This window comes from Paenibacillus pinisoli, assembly GCF_003605435.1.
Taxonomy (GTDB): domain Bacteria; phylum Bacillota; class Bacilli; order Paenibacillales; family Paenibacillaceae; genus Pristimantibacillus; species Pristimantibacillus pinisoli.
In genome coordinates this window covers 461,246-482,094 of the sequence record NZ_QXQB01000002.1, presented here as the reverse complement: position 1 = coordinate 482,094, position 20,849 = coordinate 461,246, and the positions used below count along the sequence as shown (strand labels likewise).

The 20,849-nt window shown below is 46.7% G+C and carries 13 protein-coding genes; 11 read left to right on the top strand and 2 right to left on the bottom strand.

Translation table 11 applies throughout. The features are described 5' to 3' along the window. Positions 1 to 266: 266 nt before the first annotated feature. From kduI to D3P09_RS09575, 4 genes are all read left to right on the top strand, one after another. On the top strand, positions 267 to 1,100 hold the full coding sequence (kduI, locus tag D3P09_RS09590; protein WP_120109317.1) for a 5-dehydro-4-deoxy-D-glucuronate isomerase: 834 nt from the start codon (positions 267 to 269) through the stop codon (positions 1,098 to 1,100). 6 nt (positions 1,101 to 1,106) lie between these two features. Further along, entirely contained in the window at positions 1,107 to 1,862 is a 756-nt protein-coding gene (locus D3P09_RS09585) for a DeoR/GlpR family DNA-binding transcription regulator (protein WP_120109315.1), read from the top strand. 22 nt (positions 1,863 to 1,884) lie between these two features. Continuing rightward, positions 1,885 to 2,640 carry a 2-dehydro-3-deoxy-D-gluconate 5-dehydrogenase KduD gene (gene kduD / locus D3P09_RS09580; RefSeq protein ID WP_120109313.1) on the top strand — a complete coding sequence of 252 codons (756 nt, stop codon included), beginning with the start codon at positions 1,885 to 1,887 and terminating at the stop codon, positions 2,638 to 2,640. Between the two features lie 199 nt (positions 2,641 to 2,839). Then, a complete protein-coding gene (locus D3P09_RS09575; protein ID WP_120109312.1) occupies positions 2,840 to 4,051 on the top strand; it encodes a glycoside hydrolase family 88 protein in 1,212 nt (403 codons plus the stop codon). A gap of 58 nt (positions 4,052 to 4,109) precedes the next feature. On the opposite strand, the gene D3P09_RS09570 is transcribed toward D3P09_RS09575, so the two are convergent. After that, positions 4,110 to 4,793 (bottom strand): response regulator transcription factor, encoded by a 684-nt coding sequence (locus D3P09_RS09570; RefSeq protein WP_120109310.1) that lies wholly within the window; start codon positions 4,791 to 4,793, stop codon positions 4,110 to 4,112. Between the two features lie 22 nt (positions 4,794 to 4,815). Further along, complete coding sequence (locus D3P09_RS09565) at positions 4,816 to 5,871, bottom strand: ATP-binding protein (protein WP_165867372.1); 1,056 nt, start codon at positions 5,869 to 5,871, stop codon at positions 4,816 to 4,818. Between the two features lie 694 nt (positions 5,872 to 6,565). Between D3P09_RS09565 and D3P09_RS09560 the strand changes: the two genes are divergently transcribed. From D3P09_RS09560 to D3P09_RS09525, 7 genes are all read left to right on the top strand, one after another. Next, positions 6,566 to 7,897, top strand: coding sequence for an ABC transporter substrate-binding protein (locus D3P09_RS09560; RefSeq protein ID WP_243644034.1), 1,332 nt, complete (start codon positions 6,566 to 6,568; stop codon positions 7,895 to 7,897). A 107-nt stretch (positions 7,898 to 8,004) separates the two neighbouring features. Further along, a complete protein-coding gene (locus D3P09_RS09555) occupies positions 8,005 to 8,898 on the top strand; it encodes a carbohydrate ABC transporter permease (protein WP_243644032.1) in 894 nt (297 codons plus the stop codon). 36 nt (positions 8,899 to 8,934) lie between these two features. Further along, on the top strand, positions 8,935 to 9,795 hold the full coding sequence (locus D3P09_RS09550) for a carbohydrate ABC transporter permease (protein WP_120109307.1): 861 nt from the start codon (positions 8,935 to 8,937) through the stop codon (positions 9,793 to 9,795). A gap of 11 nt (positions 9,796 to 9,806) precedes the next feature. Continuing rightward, positions 9,807 to 11,246, top strand: a complete 1,440-nt coding sequence (locus D3P09_RS09545; RefSeq protein ID WP_120109305.1) for a sulfatase family protein — start codon at positions 9,807 to 9,809, stop codon at positions 11,244 to 11,246. A gap of 201 nt (positions 11,247 to 11,447) precedes the next feature. Beyond that, positions 11,448 to 17,792, top strand: a complete 6,345-nt coding sequence (locus D3P09_RS09535) for a polysaccharide lyase family 8 super-sandwich domain-containing protein (protein WP_120109302.1) — start codon at positions 11,448 to 11,450, stop codon at positions 17,790 to 17,792. Positions 17,793 to 18,583: 791 nt separating this feature from the next. Further along, positions 18,584 to 18,865 carry a hypothetical protein gene (locus D3P09_RS09530; RefSeq protein WP_120109300.1) on the top strand — a complete coding sequence of 94 codons (282 nt, stop codon included), beginning with the start codon at positions 18,584 to 18,586 and terminating at the stop codon, positions 18,863 to 18,865. Between the two features lie 170 nt (positions 18,866 to 19,035). Then, the gene (locus D3P09_RS09525; protein ID WP_165867371.1) at positions 19,036 to 20,805 is read left to right on the top strand and encodes a stalk domain-containing protein; all 1,770 of its coding nucleotides are present in this window, start codon (positions 19,036 to 19,038) and stop codon (positions 20,803 to 20,805) included. Positions 20,806 to 20,849 lie beyond the last annotated feature (44 nt).

Below are 20,849 nucleotides of genomic sequence, written 5' to 3'. Positions count from 1 at the left end.
GTGCAAAAAAATTACTCTCTTTTATCTGTGTTATTTACCAGATAGAAGGGAGTTTTTTTATGACCAAAATCAGGGAATTACCGACGACAAAAAGGCGGAAATACGGATAGATAGGACTAACCATCATCCAGTATTCAATTATTCGCTGCAATAAAATGTCTTTTTATGTTCGAAAAAGTGTGTTATTGTGAAAACGAACAAAAACAAACGATTCCGGTTCGCTTACCGTCAAACGCACCGGTATGAATCTAAGGAGGTTATTCCGAATGGAAGTCCGTCATACTACTAATCCTGCTGATGTCAAACAGTACACAACCGAACGCTTGCGCCAAGAGTTTCTTGTTGAAGGTTTGTTTGAGCCTAATAAAATCAACATGGTTTATTCCCACTACGATCGCCTGATCGTCGGCGGCGCGTCCCCGGTCGGCGAAGCGCTGAGGCTGGAAGATCAGGAGACGCTGAAGACCGAATATTTCCTGGAACGCCGTGAAGCCGGATTCCTGCACATTGGCGGCGGCGTTGCGGTTATTACCGTAGACGGCGAAGCCTATGAGCTTTCGAAGCTTGACGTGCTATATGTCGGCAAAGGCAAGCAAGACGTGCAGATCGCCAGCAAGGATAAAAACGATCCGGCGAAAGTTTATATCGTATCCGCAAATGCTCATGCCGAGTATCCGACCCGCAAAATGACGGCGGAAGAAGCGAACCCTACGCATCTGGGCTCGCTGGAAACGTCCAACGAGCGCGTCCTGAACAAATATATTCATGCCGACGGCATCCAAAGCTGCCAGTTGATGCTTGGCGTGACGACGTTGAAGCCGGGAAGCATCTGGAACACGATGCCGACTCACGTGCATGACCGCCGCATGGAAGCATACCTTTATTTTGACGTAAGCGAAGAAGCTCGCATTTTCCATATGATGGGCGAGCCTAGCGAAACGAGACATTTGGTCGTAGCGAACGAGCAAGCGGTCATTTCTCCGCCTTGGTCGATCCACTCCGGCGCAGGTACGAGCAACTACGCGTTCTGCTGGGCGATGGCCGGCGAGAACTATACGTTCTCGGATCAAGAATTTATCTCCATGAAAGACTTGAAATAAACGCCGATGCTAGCAGCGGAACGCCATCGGCATATTATCGAGCAGTTGGAGCAGCTGGGCAGCGTCAAGGTGTCCAAGCTTAGCGAGCAATTCAAAGTGACGGAAAAGACGGTCCGCGAGGATCTGGAGAAGCTGGAAGAAAAGGGGCTGCTTCGCCGGATTCACGGCGGGGCAGTTCTGGAATCGGGCGGAGAAGACAGCCTTCTCCCGCTCCAAATTCCGAACGTGAAGTACCAGAAGGAGAAGGCGGCAATTGCAGACAAGGCGATCGCGGAGATCGAGACGGGCGATATCATCGCCCTCGATGCCGGCAGCACCACGCTTGAGATTGCCAGGCGACTTGGCAATATGCCGCTTACGGTACTGACGAACGATCTGTTGATTATCCGCGAGCTGACGCTTAAAGACCAGATCCGGCTTATCGTTCCCGGCGGCTACCGCCAGAACAATCTGCTGATCGGGACGGAGTCGAATGAATGGATTCGCAAGCTGAACGTTCACAAGCTGTTTCTGTCAGCGACCGGAATCCACTTGGAGTACGGCTTGACGGTTTTTACGGAAGAACTGGCCGCTTTGAAAAAAGTGTACATGGAATGTGCGAAGACCGTGTATTGCCTGGCCGACCATAGCAAGTTCGACCGGGGAGCGCTTATTACGTTCGCCGAACTGGGCGATATCGATACGATCATTACAGATGCGGCGATTGACGAGTCTGTTGCGCTTAAATACGAGAATGCAGGCGTCCGCATGGTGCGTGCGTAGCGAATGAGGGAGGACTGGATCCATGAATTATTTTGACCTGACGGGCAAAGTTGCCGTCGTAACGGGCGCGGGCCGCGGGCTCGGCGCAGCGCTTGCGGTCGGGCTTGCGCAAGCGGGCGCAGATCTTGCGCTTGTAACGAACAGCACGCCGGCCGAAGGGACGGCCAGCAAGGTGCATGGACTTGGACGCAAAGCAATTACGATCCAAGCGGACGTATCGGACCACAGCAAGCTGTCGGGCATTATAGACAAGACGGTCGAGGAATTCGGCCGTATCGATATTCTGGTGAACAATGCAGGCATCATTCGGCGTACGCCTGCCGCCGAGCACAGCTACAAGGATTGGGAGGACGTTCTGAACGTCAATCTGAACTCAGTCTTCGTCTTAAGCCAGGAAGCAGGCAAGCGGATGATCGCGCAAGGCTCCGGCAAAATCATCAATATCGCATCAATGCTGTCGTTCCAAGGCGGCATCAATGTGCCGGGCTACACGGCGAGCAAGCACGCGGTTGTCGGCCTTACGAAGCAGTTGGGCAACGAATGGGCGTCGAAAGGCGTACAGGTGAATGCGATTGCTCCGGGCTATATGGCTACGGACAATACGGAGGCTCTGCGCGATGACCCGGTTCGCAGCGCCCAAATTTTGGACCGCATACCTGCCGGACGCTGGGGAACCGGCGAAGATTTGGCGGGCGCGGCTATTTTCCTTGCATCTTCCGCATCCGATTACATGAGCGGCCATGTGCTTTGCGTAGACGGCGGCTGGATGAACCGTTAATTTTCATAATCAGAGCAGCCGGTCGGAAGGATGGCCACTGTCAATCAAAGGCTGCTTCATCGCGATTTCGGATCGTGATGAAGCAGCCTTTTTCTATTGGCGCGATAAAGGGGGATAATATTTACTCCTTATCCCAATGAGATAGAGAAGCTATAATCAACTTAACTTTTTGTTATTTCATTGTGGGAGGAATAATTAAATGACAGCTAACCTACTCAAGACAGCCAAGGTTGAGAAGCAGGAGCGTTTCCAAGGCAACAACAATAAATCATACTATGAGAAGGCATTGCAGGATGTTATTCAGCAAGTGGAGCGTAATCTAGCTTTATTCACAGATCAATTCCCGTCAGCACACTCTGTCGGCCTTCAGTATCAGCCTGTCAAAAATGCGGATTTGGCCTATTATTCGGATTGGACCTCTTCATTCTGGACCGGCATGGTTTGGTTGGCCTATGAGCTTACAGCTGAGGATAAATACGCAGAGGTGGCGCAGAAGCATGTGGATAGCTTCCAAGAGCGTCTAGTCACTAGAGATATATTGAATCATCATGATATTGGTTTTTTATATAGCTTATCCTGTGTGGCTGGCTATAAATTAGCAAAGGATGAGAAGTCTAAGCATATTGCTCTTGATGCGGCGAAGCTGCTGGCGATGAGATTTAGAGAGAAATCAGGCATTATACAGGTGCGCGGTTATTTAGAAGATGATGCGCATAAGGAAAAGGGTGTATTTATTGTCGATTGCGCCATGAATGTTCCGTTGCTGTTCTGGGCAGCAGAAGTAACAGGCGATCAAACCTATTATGTGAAAGCCAAACGGCATATGGATAACGTGGCCCGGCATATGATACGTGAGGATGGAGCCATCTATCAGATGTTTAGACTCGATATTGAGACGGGTGAAGCATTAGGAGGCTGGACTGGACAAGGCTATGCGGATGAAGCTTGCTGGTCTAGAGGCCAAGCTTGGGCAATGTACGGTCTGCCATTAGCTTATCGTTATACGAAGGATATGGCATACATCGAGCAAGCCAAAGCAGCAGCCAATTACTTCTTGAATCATTTGCCAGAGGATTTGATCTGCAACTGGGATCTGGTGTTTTTGCAACAGGATGGGCAACGTGATACTTCCGCCGCAGCTATTGCCGCATGCGGCTTGCTGGAATTAGCGTATCATTTGCCAGTATTGGATCGTGATCGCCAACTGTATGAAGAAGCGGCATTAGCTATATTGACATCATTAACAGAGAACTATGTGATCAAGGAAAGACAGGAAGGCACAGGGATATTGGCACATGGCGTATATAGTCTGCCTATTGATCTTGGTGTGGATGAATGTACGATTTGGGGAGATTACTTCTATATGGAGGCTTTAATCAGGGTGCAGAAGGATTGGAATCCGTACTGGTAGATAAGCAGCTGGAGGAAGGACAGTTCTTGGAGTATGGAACGTCCTTCCTTAGTGGTAATTAGTTGAAATAAGATATGGAATTAAAAATTTGCAGCTCGGTAACTAATTTGACGATTTCCTTGGTACGACGCTTATTAAATTTACGCAAAATACTATTGACTTGCTTTTTGATGGTTTCCTCCTCAACAGATCTAAGCAGAGCAATCTGCCGGCGGTTTCTGTTCTGGCACAGCAGCTTCAGCACCTCTAGCTCACTAGCGGTTAGAGTGGAGATGATATTCAAGGTATTCATCAGCAAGGATTCATGATTTTTAGACCGTACCAGCTCGTTGCGCAGCTTTTTGGCAATCATGGGACGTATGGGTGAATCATCTCGGTAGGCTGCAATAATCCCCTCGACAATCTCCTCCTCGGGAAAAGATTTGATAATATAATCCACGATGCCTGTCTTAAAGGCCGCGAATACAATATTATCGTCCTCATGCACCGTTAATAAGATGATTTTTGTATGCGGATAGCTGACATGAATTTTATTTGCCGCTTCGATGCCCGCATATTTGCTTTCCATTTCAATATCCATCAATATAATGTCGGGAACTTCCTGTTCCACCTTAGCAATCGTGGCTGCACCGCTGTCTACGGAAGCAAGTAAAGTCATGTTAGGCTGCTTCGTAATAATTCTTTCAAGCCTTCTGCGATGCGCATCCATATCATCAGAAATAATTAATTTAATATTCTCCATAAAGTCTCAGCCTCCAGCCAAATTAATATAAAGGGAGAAGTATTTTGAAGCTCGTACCCTTGTTAACGGTACTGTGAACCTCGATTTTTCCTTGATGGGATGTAACTATTTTATGGCAGTAGGATAAACCTACTCCCCAATTGCTAACGGATGATTTGGTGGAAAAGAAAGGGGAGAAAATTTCATTCATATTTTCCGGCGGAATCCCCGGTCCGTTGTCCTCTATTGAAATACAACCCCATTGGTCCTGATCCTCAATGGTAATCGTAAGCTGCTTATCGCTCGTCTGATGCATGGCCTCAATAGCATTTTTAATGATATTGAAGCAAACCTCAGTCATGTGAGATGTGTCCAACAAAGCTTTGCTTCCATGCGATAAGCGAATAACTTCAATGTTCACCGCTTGATCCTTGGATGACAGCTTTTGAAGAGCCAGCTCGACTGGAATATGCAGCTTTACCGGCTTTAATACAATATCAATCGATTCCAGCTTGCTGGATGCATTGTTAATCATGTCATACGAGTAGTAGCACGATTTGAAGATGAGCTCCAGGCTGTACAGCGTGTCGGCATCATCCTTGAATTTTTCCTTTAAATATTCAGTTTCAGAACGTATAGCTAGCAAATGGTTTTTGATCGAATGGGTAAATGCTTTGACGCCTAAGGAAGCGGTATTGATCCTCTTGTTAATCTCGTCGGCTTCTACATGATGCTGCTTCTGCTTGGTTTGATATCTGGAAAAGGCAAAAACCATGGCAGCAAAGGCGATCAAAGAAATAATTGTGAAAATATTATATTTGAATAAAATAGCATTCATGGGAGGCTTCAAATAATTATGAAAGCTGTCAATTTGGGTCGCTCGTATGAGAACTGCAGGCGCCCACCAGAACATCATGATATGAATGATTGTGATTGGAAATAAACACATGATATTAAAAATTGTATATTGCCTAATAAAATGGATTCTGAAATTTTTGATCAAATAATGAATAAGCAAGCTGAAGGTAATTATAATTTGCGCAAATTTCGTGCATTGAAAGATGATATCAATGATGGTAGTTACACGCTTATAATTCATGCCTGACGCGTATTCATACGAGAAGAAATAATTCTGAAGCTTTAATTGTATGAAAGGATCATAGTAGCAGAGTTGAACGATAAACAAGATCGCTAATGGTATGTAATAGTAAAGCTTATTGATTCTGCTTCTGCTATGGGTGAAGGAGATTGAAAAGAGTAGAAAGCTGAAAAGAAAAAGTAAAATGCCAAAATTAAGTAAACGAATTAATATAAGGGCATCAAAGTTTTCTAATACAATGCGATTCCAGGTGCCCTTGCTGAAATTGTAGAAATCATTGAAAACCGCCCAGTATACGTTAAATTTACTTAAATAAAACAAATACGAGAAAATGGAAATTAACCAACCAAATATGATGCCGATTAAGCTAATTGTTATCATGTTTTTGGATTTGTTATAGGTTAATGCAATGGTATAAATTAAAAAAAATAAGGATAGATAGATCACATGTAATCATCCTTTTAGTAATTTTAATTTATAAATCTATCATTTTTGTGAGCAGTATATCATGGTCTAAAGGGGAATGTAAATTGAAAAAACATGTTACAGGAATACTTTTGTGATGGGTAAGTAGTTATCCTCTTATTAATTTTAGTTTAAAAAGGGGTATATTTTTTTCAACTTATAACGGATTGTGAATTATTCTATAATTTTGTTGTGAGCAAGTATAGCATGGGCGAGAGGGGAATGTAAATTGAAAAGAAAGCTTGTTACAGGGATGCTTTTTTTGCTAATTGTAAGCGCTTTGATTGCATGCAGCAGTAAATCTACAACCAATGAGAGTAATAATCAGAATGCGGGTTCATCCTCTAATACGGGTGAAAGCACAGACAAAAACGTGAATTTTACGATACCCGTTCTACCTGATGATTTGCCGGCCTTTGAAGCCACTTATGCGGAGTTCCAAGAAGAACATCCTAACATTCAAATCAAGTTCATTAGCTTTCCAGCCAATCAATATTATGAAAAATTAAGAACTCAATTATCCGGCGGAGTAGAGTATGACTTATTCGGCGGGATACTGGACAAGATGGTGGACACAGGAATTATTGAGCCTCTTAATGATTATATTAAATCCAATAATACGGATGTATCCGGCTATGGCGAGCTGTATAAAGAAATGACAATTAACGGAAATATTTATGGATTGCCATTTCGTAAATCTCCTTGGATGTTGTTCTATAACAAAGATATTTTTGATGCGGCGGGCGTCGAGTATCCAAGCGCTGATATGACTTGGGATGAATTCCGCGCACTAGCTGCTAAGGTTACATCCGGCTCGGGTGCTGATAAAACCTATGGCGCATTCCTGCACACTTGGGCCCAGACCTGGTATATGTCTGCCGTTCAAGCAGGCGCAACTGTCATCGACAAGGATCTGTCTCCATTCGTTGATGCCTTGCAATTAAGGTTGGATATGGAAGCGGATGGCTCTATTATGCCGTGGGCGGAGTCGAAGTCTACCGGAGCTCATTATAATGCTATTTTCCAAAGCGGAACGGTTGCGATGAGCATTATTGGGGATTGGCATGTAGCCCAGCTGAGAAAAGCTGAAGACGAAGGGAAGATGTCCTTTAAGTGGGATGTAGTACCTATTCCTCATCCAAAAGGCGTGGAGAGCAATACAAGCTTAGCTACACCTGTAGCCCTAATGATCAATAAAAATTCCAAGCATAAAGAAGAAGCCTATAAAGTGGTTGAATTCTTTACAGGCAGCAAAGGCGCGCAAGTATTCGCTTCCAAAGGCTTCGTTACCGGCTACACGGACGATGCTGTGAAACAAGCTTTCTACGGCGACGGAAGTAGACAGCCTGAGCATTTGAACTACTTCTACGAAACAAGTGAATATGCGGAATATCCAATGCTGCCAGGTGTAAAGACGATTGTCGTTGACGGTATCTTCCTCCAAGAAGGCGAGCTTGTATTCATCGGTGACAAAACGCCGCAAGAAGCAGTAGCGGCAATGGAAGAACGCGTTCAGAAGGAATGGGCAAGCATCTATGAGGAGCAATTCTCGATTAAATAATAAGCGAGCATAACTACAATGATGTCATGCATCGATAGAAGGCTTAGATTATATGAAGAGCCTTGTCTTCCAGACAAGGCTCTTTTCTTCTAAAGGAGAGGGTAGACTTGTTCGGTAAGAAGCCTTTAACGATGACACAGCGCAATCGAATCAACGGATACATGTTCTTGTTGCCCAATATTCTTGGTTTTCTAGCCTTTATTCTTATTCCGGTCTTCTTCTCATTCGGAATGAGCTTCGTGGAATGGAATGGTTTTGGCGCTTTTAAATTTATCGGCTTTGATAATTATACAAAGCTATTACAGGATGATAATTTTATCATTTCATTCAGGAATAGCATCATCTTCATGCTTATCACTGTGCCAATTACGCTATTCCTGGCTCTAATTGTCTCTGTGTGGTTAAACTCAGGCATCAAATGGCTGAAGCTGTTCAGGACGGCCGTTTTTTTACCTTATGTGACATCGACGATAGCAGTAGCAGTGGTGTGGCAATTGATTTTCAATCCTACAAAAGGTCCTGTTAATACGATTCTAATGAATCTGGGCATGGATAATCCTCCGGGGTGGTTCGCTTCAACCAGCTGGGCATTAATTGCGGTATCTATCGTATATATCTGGAATCATATCGGCTACTATATGGTTTTGTATTTGGCAGGCCTGCAAGGCATACCTGATCATTTGTATGAGGCTGCCGATCTGGATGGGGCGGGCATCATTCATAAGTTTTTCCATATTACGCTTCCATCTTTATCCCCGGTAATTTTCTTCACCGTTATTATGGGCGTTATTAATTCCTTCAAGGTGTTCGACATGATCTATGTATTGACACAAGGCGGGCCAGGGCGCTCGACACAGGTGCTCGTATATACGATTTACAATACGGCATTTAAGCAGTTTGATTTTGGCTACGCATCAGCTATGGCCTATGTCTTGTTCTTAGTCATTCTTGTCATCACTTTCATTCAATTCAGAGCGCAAAAAAAATGGGTTAACTACTAATTAGAGTACCACGATGGCGGAGGGAGATTGAGAGCAATGAGTCAAGCTGCAGCAGGCACACAACCATCTGTACGAAGAACTAACCTGTTCAAGAAGGGCTTTCTATATGTTGCGTTGATTATTACGTCGATTACGATGGTATTTCCGTTTCTGTGGATGTTGTCATCATCGCTTAAGGCGGACAATGAAATATTTACATTCCCAATCAAGTGGATTCCAGAAACCGTGTACTGGGAAAATTATTATAAAGTTTGGACGGAAATTCCTTTTCACTTGTACTACTTGAATACCATTAAGCTCGTTGTGATCACGATTGCTATTTTATTAATCACTTGTTCTTTGGCGGGGTACGCCTTTTCAAAAATAAAATTTCCCGAACGAGATGGCCTATTCTTCTTATACCTATGCACGATGATGATTCCTTATCAGGTCATCATGATTCCGCAATTTATATTAATGAAGAATCTTGGACTAATCGATACGCATGCGGCCCTGGTATTGCTGGGTGTAGTCAATCCATTTGGCGTATTTCTATTCCGGCAGTTCTTCTCCTCCATTCCAGATGAATTGCTGGAAGCAGCCAAGATTGATGGGCTTTCCGAGATTGGCATATATGCCAGAATCGTTCTTCCTTTGATGAAGCCAGCCATTGCAACGCTAGTTATTTTCTCCTTTATGCATACGTGGAATGATTTCTTAGGACCGCTAATCTATCTGACGAAGGATGAATTATTCACCTTGCAGCTAGGGATGCAGCATTTTATCGGTCAATACAATACGGAATATTCGCTGCTCATGGCAGCGGCAGTCTCTTCTATTGTTCCTACGGTCCTGGTATATATACTGGCCCAGGATTACTTTGTTAAGGGAGTAGTGGGTTCAGGAGTAAAAGGGTAAGAGGTGATTCTATGAAGAAGAGTCTTCCTAATGTCGTCTATATTTTTGCAGATCAGTGGCGTAGGGATGCAGTAGGGTTTATGGGGAAAGAGCCTGTCCTTACGCCCCGTATCGACCAGTTCGCCGAGCAAGCATTATGCTTTGAACAGTCCATTACCTGCACGCCTATTTGTTCGCCGCATCGCGCTTCCTTGATGACAGGGAAATACTCATTAAGTACAGGTGTATATACGAACTGCAAGCTTGGGTTAACCATAGGGCTGGAGCAATCAGAAGTAACGATAAGTGATGTTCTGAAGCAAGCAGATTATGCTACGGCTTATATTGGGAAATGGCATCTGGATTGCCCGGAGCAAAATTTCGAGCCGCTTCCGAGGTCTGGGGCGAGGGATTGGGATGCTTATACGCCACCGGGAGCAAAGCGTCATCAATTCGACTATTGGTATTCTTATGGAACGTATGATGAGCATTTAACTCCACACTATTGGCAGGATTCTGAGGAAATGATTCAGATTAATGAATGGTCCGTCAAGCATGAGACGGATATGGCCCTGCAATATTTGGAGAGCGTACATGAGAGCAACGAGCCGTTCGCCTTATTCTTATCGTGGAATCCGCCCCATTCCCCATTTGATCTTGTTCCGGATTCGTATAAGAAGCTGTATGAAGGCCGGTCTATTGAACCATTGCCCAATGTTAGGATCCGGGACCCGTTTCTAGTGCATACCGGTGAAGAAGTGCCTGGCGGAGCTAGTGTCTGGAAGCAGATGATTGCAGATTATTATGCAGCCATTACAGGAATCGACGGGCAATTTGGGAGAGTGCTGGATAAGCTGGAGCAATTACATTTGACAGACAATACGATAGTCGTGCTTACTGCTGATCATGGTGAGCTAATGGGGGCGCATGGCTTCGTTGCCAAGCATTCCTGGCATGAGGAATCAATCGGTGTACCGTTTATGCTTCGCTATCCACAGCAAATAGTGCCTGCGCGTACGCGATGTGTGTTGAATACGGTCGATATTATGCCGACTCTATTGGAGTTAATTGGATTAGACGTACCAAGCTCTGTACAAGGACAATCCATGATTCCCCATATTCTTGATGAGCAGCAGCAAGGAAAACCTGAAGATGAGTGGGCCGAGGTAGCCTATATAAGTGCGTTCCCAGGCCAGATGGCTGCCATCGAGCGATTTCAACAGCATGGATTAAATCACTTGCATTATGGATGGCGAGGGGTACGATCCAGAAGCTATACCTATGTTGTAGATAGAGGATATTCGACAGATTCTCCGGTACAAAGATTACTGTATGATTTGAGAGCGGATCCCTCGCAGTGCTCGCCTCTTCATTTGGACAATGCCAAGCAGCATCCTGTCTCTGAGAAGCTGGAGCAGTACTTGATAGCCTATCTAAAAATGACAAATGATGAGTTTGATCCTCAAGCTTAAAATAGATAGCCCGATTATGTCTGCTCCATTGTACATATACGGGCTATATCTGTTTCATAGTCTAGCAGATTTAGAAAGGAGGTATGCTGACGAGCCGGCTGGCTCCGTCGATTCCAAGATGTCGAATCAGATTCCATACCTGTTCCGCGAGCTGAATCGTTCCACCGGCAAGATTATGAATGCATAATAGGAGGATGATGTATGTTTCGTAGAAAAACGGCATTATTGGTGGTCATTACTTTGATTGGTTCGCTGCTTGCTCCTGCGGGAGGAGGCTGGGTCGGTACGATCGAGGCCGCATCGAACAAATATCTTCATCTGAATTTTGACGATTATCCGGCAGAGCCATCGCTGATGAATCCGACGAGCACTTCGGACGGAGGCGGGAGCTGGAGCTTCTTCGGTACGGTAGCGGGCTCCGTATATGGGATTGGCGAGACTGTGCCTGGTGTCGAAGGCAGGAGCATGAGCATCGTTTCGAACCTACCTCCGAATCAAAGCGTGAACAATCCGAATATACAGAAAAACAACTTGACGATTCCGGGAAGCGGAGGCGCAGCTTCGGTTATCGTGATGGAAGGCAGATTTAAGTTCGACAATACGGCGCTTGAGAGAAGGCTGTTCACGGCAACGCTGTCTCAATCTCCGAACACAACAACTATCGGTGAAATCCGCGTCACGATGGACAAGACCGGAAAGATTCTTTTGCTCTATCCGTCTTCAAGCGGGGCCAACGCTACGGAACAACTGGGGCTGTATGAAGGCGGCGAGTGGTACCATATTCAGTTGTATGCGGATATGGCCTCACGGGAGTTAAAGGCTTATGTGAACGGCGAGCTTCGAGCTGCGGTTGCAGCATCCTCCGGATGGGACAACTTCCGTTCCTTCCGTTTCACTCAGCTTGGTTCGGCGGATACGGAAGGCGTTATGACGATGGATGATATCAAGGTGTACGACTGGATTCCGGTTGAAGCCCTGTCCGTGGATCGTACCGCACTAAATATGGTGCCGGGCGATAGGGCGGAGCTTAAGGCGGCATACTCGCCTGCGGATAGCACGAACCGCTATACAGCTTGGGAGTCGGATCATCCCGAGGTCGCGACGGTTGACGACCGGGGTGTAGTTAGCGCTGTCGCTGCAGGCACGGCAGTGATAACCGCTAGAAGCAAAGAAAATGGTGCGATTGCGGCTGCAAGCGTTGTGACCGTTAGCGAATATACGGCCGTGGAATCCGTTGCGGTAGTGCCAGCTTCGTTGCAAATGGAAACGGAAAGGACGGCAGCGCTGGATGCAGCGATTATTCCGGCCCAGGCAACGAATCAGGAGATGATATGGTCCAGCGACAACAAGGCGGTCGCTGATGTCGATGTGAACGGTATTGTAACCGCTGTCAGTACAGGTACGGCTGTTATTACGGCCACAAGCGTGGACGGGCCGTCGGCGCAAAGCGTAGTCACCGTCGTCGAAAGAAATACGCCTGTCGAGTCCATTATGCTCCCCCCTTCAGCCCGCGTCGACGTCGGAGATACGATAAGCGTTACTCCTCGCTACTTGCCGGAAGATGCGACGAACCCGGTCTTTCGGTGGGCTTCCGATAATGAGGAATCAGCCAGCGTAGATTCGAACGGGAACATAACTGGACTTGCCCCGGGTTCCGCGATCATAACGGCTTCTATAACCGGCCTAGCCGGGACGGTCGCGGCAGAGATCGAGGTTGAAGTGACAGAGGCTGCTGTGCCTGCTGACGCGTTCGATGAACTGAGGCTCAAGTGGAAGGCGGTGCTCGACGGCGGGCATGATCTGGATGTTGGAGAACCCGTCGTCGCAGAGCAGATCGCCTCGATCAACGACTTGGCCCGAACGAGGTGGGAGACGATGCTAAGAGGCGAAGGACGGACATCGCTTTGGACGGATGTGCCGCCTTCGGTGACGGATTCTTCTTTTATCAACACATACATGACACGTTTGAGAGATATGGCCTACGCGTATTCCACGAAAGGAGGCAGCCTATACCATAATATTACAATGAAGCAGGACATCATCTCCGCGCTGGATTGGATATATGAACACGAATACAACGAACATATCGAGGAATACGGCAACTGGTGGAATTTCGACATTGGCGTTCCCCTTCGCGTTATGGATATCATGGTGATATTGTACGACGATTTGTCCGAAGAGCAGATTGATCGGTATGTTCGGGCGGCAGATAAATTCATCGGGGATATTATGGGCCCGGAATTCGTGCAGATTGGCGCCAACCGATCCGATATTATGACGATCGAGACGTTGATGGGCATACTCACCAAGGATCCAGACCGCTTGAATGACGTGCTGGTTCAGACCAGTCCGTTGTTCGACTATGTGGCGGAGGGCGATGGATTCTATAAAGACGGTTCGTTCATTCAGCACAAGACGATTCCGTATACTGGAAGCTACGGGGAAGTGTTGATTCGGGGATTGGGGCAGCTGCTTTACTTGCTGGACGAGTCCCCGTGGGAAGTGATGGATGCGGATGTGGCGAATGTGTACAGCTGGTTATTTGATTCGGTCGCACCGGTCGTATACCGTGGCGAAATGATGGATATGGTGCGCGGCAGGGCGATCGCAAGGGAAGCGCTCAGCGGTCATGTCGCGACGATCGGCATGATATCCGGGATGCTCCGACTCGCGATGTCCGCTCCAGAGAAGGAGGCGCTTCGCATCCGAGGTCTGATCAAGCATTGGGTGCTGTCCACCGATCCGGATTTGGACGTCTACTCCGCCTTAAAGCTCGACTTGATCGCTCCGCTCGAGAATATTATGGAGGACGAGTCGATTGTTCCGCAAGGCGATTCGCCTTTTCATAAGGAGTTCGGGGCGATGAACCGGACGGTTCACGTTGCGGACGGCTTCGCCTTAGGAATCAGCAAGAGCTCTAACCGAATCGCGACCTACGAGTTGACGAATGGAGAGAACGGTGAAGGCTGGTATACCGGAGACGGCATGACATATTTGTACAACGGCGATGCCAAACAATACTCGGACGATTATTGGCCGACCGTCAATCGTTATCGTCTTCCGGGGACGACCGTGGATACCCGGCCGAGAACAAATGATCATTATCAGTATGGAGATGGTGAGACAACGCCGGACAATACATGGGCGGGGGGCGCGACGCTCGGAACCGACGGCGTGTCGGGGATGAACTTGCAGCAAGTCGGCACGACACTAAGAGCGAACAAATCATGGTTTATGTTCGATGATGTGATCGTGGCGCTGGGATCGGGCATAACCAGCAGCGACGGAAGGGTGATCGAGACGATTGTGGAGCAGCGCAAGATCGGCGATGACGGCGCGAACGCGCTTATCGTCGACGGAGATGCGGCACCTGCCAATCTGGGCTGGACTAATACATTAACCGGCGTAGACTGGGCGAATCTGGAGGGGAATACGCCTGGCTCCGACATCGGTTACTATTTCCCGGACTCGGCGACGCTTCACGCCTCCCGAACGGCGAACAGCGGTTCCTGGTACGATATTAACCGGAACGCTAGTACGTCTGCCGATGTTCGAACCCGCAATTACGTATCGCTCTGGTTCGATCACGGGACGAATCCGGCGAATGAGACATACAGCTACGTCCTGCTTCCGAACCGGACAGCGGCGGAAACGGCGTCATTCGCCGAGTCACCGACGATAAGCATTGTCGAAAATTCCGATGCGGCTCATGCGGTGAGGGATCTATCCCGCAATCAGACCGGCATTAACTTCTGGCAGAATCGGACAACAACGGCTGCCGGCGTGACCTCGAGCAGGCAAGCATCGGTTATGCTGAAAGAAAATGCGGACGCTACGCTCGACTTAGCCCTGTCCGATCCGAGCTTCGTCAATTCGGGTGTCATTGAGCTCGAAATTGACCGTTCGGCTGCTTCCGTGTTGTCCGCGGACGAGGAAGTGACCGTGACGCAGCTTCATCCGACGATCAAGCTGCTCGTGAGCGTAGAAGGTTCCTTCAGCCGTTCGTTCCATGCGTCGTTCGATCTCGATCCTGCGAAAGAGAGGCCGGATGCGGAAGAGGGCTTACCGCCAATCGAGAATGTTAAGGAATCGACAGAAGCGGAACAGCCGATCGCGCATTTGCATTCGTTTTTCGATCAAGAGCAGCCGGGTAATCGGCCAGCCGGGCTCAGTATCGAAGAGGATCCGCTTACGCTTGGCATCATATCACCAATGGGCAGTGATACCGATCATGTTCTGCAATTGATGGACCGGAATCCGGACGGAGCGGTTACGGTGACCGGACGGTTCGAAGAGCAGGCGGGGAATCTCGAGCTCTCCTGGACATATGCCGATCCGAGAGGGAACAGCGGACTGCGCTTCCGCATGATCGGAGAGGATCAGATCGCGGCGGAGTTGGCGGCAAAGCCGGATGGTTTGTATCGTGTCGACGCCAGTGGGGGAGAGCAGCTGCTCTTTGTAACGGAGCCGGCCCACTGGTATACGATCCATATTCGTCTCGATGCCGAACGGCAGGAATGGATGCTCTACGTCAATGGTGAGCGGGTTGCGGGCATTTACCGTTTTATCGCCGATGTCGACGTGGTAGACGGCATTCAATTTCAGACGGGATGGCACAATGAGAATGCGGTCGCTTACCTGGACGATATAACGGTATACGTCACGGGGGCCGTGAAGCTCGCCGCCGATGATTTCGAGTCGTATGAAGCTGGTGCGCTTCCTGGCGACTGGATCATCACTCAGCGTGATAGTGCGCCTGTATACGTCTGGTATGACCAAGAGGAACGGAATCGCAGCGTGCTTCTCGACGACAACGATTCTGCATTCAGAGCCACTGTATCACGCACCTTCGAGCCGCAATCGGGCCGGCTTATAGCGGAATGGTCATACAAAGAGCTGGCCGGAGGCAAATACCCGGAGTTCCAGCTGCTGTCCGGCGGCACGAGAGCTGTGCGCTTGACGTCAAGCTCCAATAATTACTTGCGTTACTTCGGGACGAATGCGCCGGCTAATACGATTATTGCGAAAGCTCCGACAAAGCTCAAAAAGTGGCATGCCGTCAAGCTCGACATCGATATTCCGAATCATTCGTACGATATTTATTTCGACGGCGTGTTGGCGGAAGCGGGAGTGCCGTTCTTCACGGATGTGGACAGCATAGATACGATTCTATTCGGCTCCGGTTACGGCGCGGCGGACGCGAAGCTGTTCGTCGATAATGTGAAGGTATATCATCTGGCGGGAGATGTGCCCGCTTGGGAAACTGACGGTGGCGAAGGCGGACAAGAGCCGTCTCCAACGCCAACACCAACGCCAACACCGACAGCAACGCCGACGTCAACGCCAACACCAACACTAACACCAACACCAACACCGACGTCAACGCCAACACCGACGTCAACGCCAATACCGACGTCAACGTCTTCTCCTTCATTGCCGTCGGAGGAGAGCGGAGGGGAAGCGGGTGTGGACGGCGGAACGATAACTGCCGAAAAGCTGCTGGAGCTGCTTCAAGCCGGTACGTCGTCCTGGACGGTGAAGGCCGAAGGCGTTTCGTTCGAGGTGCCGATCAGCGCTTTGCGGATTGAATTCGATCAGTTGGCCGAGCGGCTGAACTTGGAGCTGGCGAATATATCCTTTAGCGCAAGCATGAACCGCGAAGGCAGCCGCGAAGCAATCCAATTCGCCGACCGGATCGGTGCAGCAGGTTTGCGGACATTAACGGAAATAGCAGACCTGCAGCTCATGGTCCGGGCAGGATACAAACATTCCGAGCTTAGCGAGTTCGGCAATATCTATGCCGCCATAACGATCGAATTAAATGATTCGGTGGATTGGTCGAAGGCAATCGCCGTTATGTACGATCCGCAGTCGGGCGATATCCGGTTTGTTCCAGCCCGATTCGAGGAGAAAGGCGGCGTGAAGAGAGCGGTGATCAGCAGCGTTTATACCGGCTTATTCGCGATTGTGGGGGAACAGGAAAAAACCTTTGCGGATATTAAAGGGCATTGGGCGAAAGCCGATATCGACAGACTTGCTTCGAGGCTGCTCATACAAGGCAAGTCGGAGTCGTTCTTCCAGCCAGAAGCCGCCATTACCCGAGCCGAATTTATGGCGTTGCTTGTTCGATCGCTGGGACTCAAGGAAAACGCGGGGGCAACGTCATTCGCAGATGTGTCGGCAGGCGCCTGGTACGAGGGCTGGTTAGGCGCCGCGGTTACAGCGGGTTTGGTAGAGGGCTATGCGGACGGCAGCTTCCGACCGGATGCGACAGTGAGCCGAGAGGAGATGAGTGTACTGCTCGCGAGGGCGATGTCCTGCGCCGGATTCACTATGAGCGCGGCTGGCGACGATGCATCTTTGCTAGAGGGCTTCTCGGACGGCGACTCTATCGCATCATGGGCGCGGAGTCATACAGCCGAATTAACGCGTCTTCATATCTTGAGAGGAATGGACGGCGAGCGGTTTGCTCCCAAAGCTAGCATGACGAGGGCGCAAGCCGCAGCCGTTGTAGGACGAATGCTCGCAGCCGTTCGTTTCCTCTAACGCAATATTTTGTATCGAAACAAGGGGTTATCCCATTAGGTCATAAATTGATCTTGTGGGATAGCCCCGCTTTGTATAATGCTGTAACATTAAAGGAATACAACTATTAATAGTCACTAGCTGTTCACTATATTGAAGGATTAAAGAGTGTTAAAATATTATTGTTAATGGAAGTCGCTAATGAACTAATAAGTGGAATATCAATGTTGATACTACAGTTTTAGCATGTGGGTTAACTAAAATAAAATCACTAAAAGAGTAACAAATAAGGAGTGTGCATCATGGATTCGGTATTATTTATTGCAGGTTGGGCTATAGTTGGAATTTGTATCGGAGGAATCATTGTCGTTATTAAAAATAGACCTAAGAAGTGAGTTAATAAAATGGCTTAGGCTGCGTGCTTCATGCTGTTCTATCCATTCGTCCATAACAACAATAGCATAAAAACATGTCTCCCTTTTATCTGTTTAATTCTGCAGATGGATGGGAGTATTTTTTTATGGGAAAATCAAATACATACAATCCCTGTAATAGCGAGCTAATATAAAATATGGTAAAGTAGGAGTGTTGAACTAGAAGGAGTCAAATAATGTGTCGAAATATACTCCAATTCTACTGATATTAATACTACTGCCAGGATGTTCAGATAAGAAAAAGTTACCCAACGAAGGAATAGAAAGCGCCGTTGTTTCAGCAGATTCGAAAACTGCATATACGAAAAGACACTCTTACGCATGGCGAAAAGCCTGAATTTTTTAGAAGCTGAATGATACAGATTGGAGGATCCAGACATGAAGAAATGGTGGCCGGCAGCTTTAATCGTTGTTCTTGTTATCCTTGTTATTACGGTTCCCTCAACGGAAGATTACAATCAGGCTCTTAAAAATAAAATAAAAAAAGAGACTGAAAATAATATTTGGGTTAATCTTGGGGTGGATTTATTAGGAGATAAGTTAATTAAAACGACAAGCAGCTGCAACTCATACGTGGTTGTCAGGACTTGTGAAACCAAAGTGACGGACTTATACAAACTAAAAAGCATCGGATTTTTAAATCAGTACATCTTTTATTGATACTGAAAAATAAACGTATGGAAATAAAGCTTCTTTTCTTGCTGCTTAAGCAAGGAAGGAGCTTTTTTGGTTGCAAGAACCGAAGAAAGGAATATTAATATAATATTTTCCACCTTATGCCGATAACAGTATTGTACCTACGATTAATAAGCGTAATGGAGGAGAATGTTTTGAAGAAGTTATGGATTGGATTATTGATTATCATCATGAGTATGCCACTAACTGCTATGCAAGCTAATGCCAATGCTAGCGCGAACGTGATTACGGTATATATTGATGGTGTGAAAGTGAACTTCGGCAACGATCCGATATTAAAAAACGGAACGACGTTTGTACAATTCAGACCAATATTTGAAGCATTGGGGTATCAAATCACATGGGACGCTGCTAAAAGAAGCATTACAGCCCATAATAATGAGAAGAAAATGGATCTGACTGTAGGGAGCACCTCGGCAACCGTTAATGGTTCCGTACAGCAATTAAAAGACCCGCCGTTTATTACAAAGGGAAACACTTTTGTCCCGGTAAGATTTATAAGCGAATATAGCGGAAAGCTTGTAGAGTGGGATTCCGTAAAAAGAGAAATTAATATTGCTTCTGAAAAAAATCAAAATAATGTAGCTTGTAAAACGTTAAACGATTGTATTATTGCAGGTAATGAGAAGTCCGTAATAGAAATGTTGAAATCCACAAAAGCTATTACCCATGAGCAATTCGAATTAGCGGTTAAACATAATCAAGCAGCAATAGCGAAACTGCTTATTTCGCACGGTTATAATTTGAGGAAGCTAGCATCAGACATTCAAATGAATATTTTGAAAACCGCTTTTGAAAATCGTTTTTTTGATACCCTTTCAATGCTGATAGAAAACGGAATAGATCCTGACCTGGAGATTTATCCTGTTGCATTTCGACCAATTTCCGCTCTCCTCAAGGCTATAGAGAATAACGACTATGAAATGGTCAAATTCTTAATAGATCATGGAGCAAGCCCTGTTAAAATGTACCCAAATAGCGATTCTGTAAATAATTATTATCGCACTCCTATGAACTTGGCTTATGAGTTGAAATATATGGATATCTACGAGCTGTTAGCCAATAAAGCCAAGATTCCTGTTGCTGCTCCGAACGGAATTACGTTGAAGACTGAACAGGAAGTCAGAGAATATTTGCTAAAGTATCATTCCATTTTGGATACAAATTTAGGAATTATTAAACTAGAATATAGAGTAGTGGAAAATACCAGAACGTATTACTTGTATGATTACGAAGTTAAATTTATCGGAAAGATTTTGATCGATAATAGGCTCGGTACAGGTATGAACCATATTGATATTGATCAATTATTTGATCTGATTATTTTTGATGAAGCTCAAAAGAAAGAGTTCTTCAAGCAATTAAGGGAACATACCGAGATGACGGCCAGAACATTAATGGACTTATTGCCAGGCAAAAAAATGACGGGAGGGTATTATAAATCCGGCTCCCTTGTTCCGAAAAGTATTCCAATTGAGCTGCACCCGCTTGCGCGAGAAATTTTTGGATCATATACGAATCAGTTTTTGACATGGTCCAACTATACGCCAGACAACGGGTACTCCTATCATGAGACGTCGGTAAGTGAATTTCATTGGTATGGCTTTCATGATAATGGAAATGTATCAACGGATATTCCTTTGAAACTGATCAAAATACCGACCAGCAATTATAAAATCGCTGTTGGCGAATCATTTGCTATCCCGTACGAATTGCTGCCGGCAAATGCTACAGATGTGGAGTTGGTTTGGGAATGCTTTACCCCCCATATTGCCAGTGTTGATGCGAATGGAGTTGTTATTGGTCTGAAGGACGGGGTGGCCGGTATCAAGGTTTATTCCAAACAGAACCCCACTATTTTTGCACACTTTGTAATATCGGTTGGCGATCCTTTAAAAATGTAAATAGACGTAAAGCTGCTGACCATCCGACATTTCTAAACTTAAAG

Excerpts from the sequence above, each read along its gene's own strand:
- D3P09_RS09530 (WP_120109300.1), top strand. The coding sequence starts at position 18,584 with ATGAAGAAATGGTGGCCGGCAGCTTTAATCGTTGTTCTTGTTATCCTT.
- D3P09_RS09570 (WP_120109310.1), bottom strand. The coding sequence starts at position 4,793 with ATGGAGAATATTAAATTAATTATTTCTGATGATATGGATGCGCATCGC.
- kduD (WP_120109313.1), top strand. The coding sequence starts at position 1,885 with ATGAATTATTTTGACCTGACGGGCAAAGTTGCCGTCGTAACGGGCGCG.
- D3P09_RS09565 (WP_165867372.1), bottom strand. The coding sequence starts at position 5,871 with ATGAATTATAAGCGTGTAACTACCATCATTGATATCATCTTTCAATGC.
- D3P09_RS09575 (WP_120109312.1), top strand. The coding sequence starts at position 2,840 with ATGACAGCTAACCTACTCAAGACAGCCAAGGTTGAGAAGCAGGAGCGT.
- kduI (WP_120109317.1), top strand. The coding sequence starts at position 267 with ATGGAAGTCCGTCATACTACTAATCCTGCTGATGTCAAACAGTACACA.
- D3P09_RS09585 (WP_120109315.1), top strand. The coding sequence starts at position 1,107 with ATGCTAGCAGCGGAACGCCATCGGCATATTATCGAGCAGTTGGAGCAG.
- D3P09_RS09545 (WP_120109305.1), top strand. The coding sequence starts at position 9,807 with ATGAAGAAGAGTCTTCCTAATGTCGTCTATATTTTTGCAGATCAGTGG.
- D3P09_RS09535 (WP_120109302.1), top strand. The coding sequence starts at position 11,448 with ATGTTTCGTAGAAAAACGGCATTATTGGTGGTCATTACTTTGATTGGT.
- D3P09_RS09550 (WP_120109307.1), top strand. The coding sequence starts at position 8,935 with ATGAGTCAAGCTGCAGCAGGCACACAACCATCTGTACGAAGAACTAAC.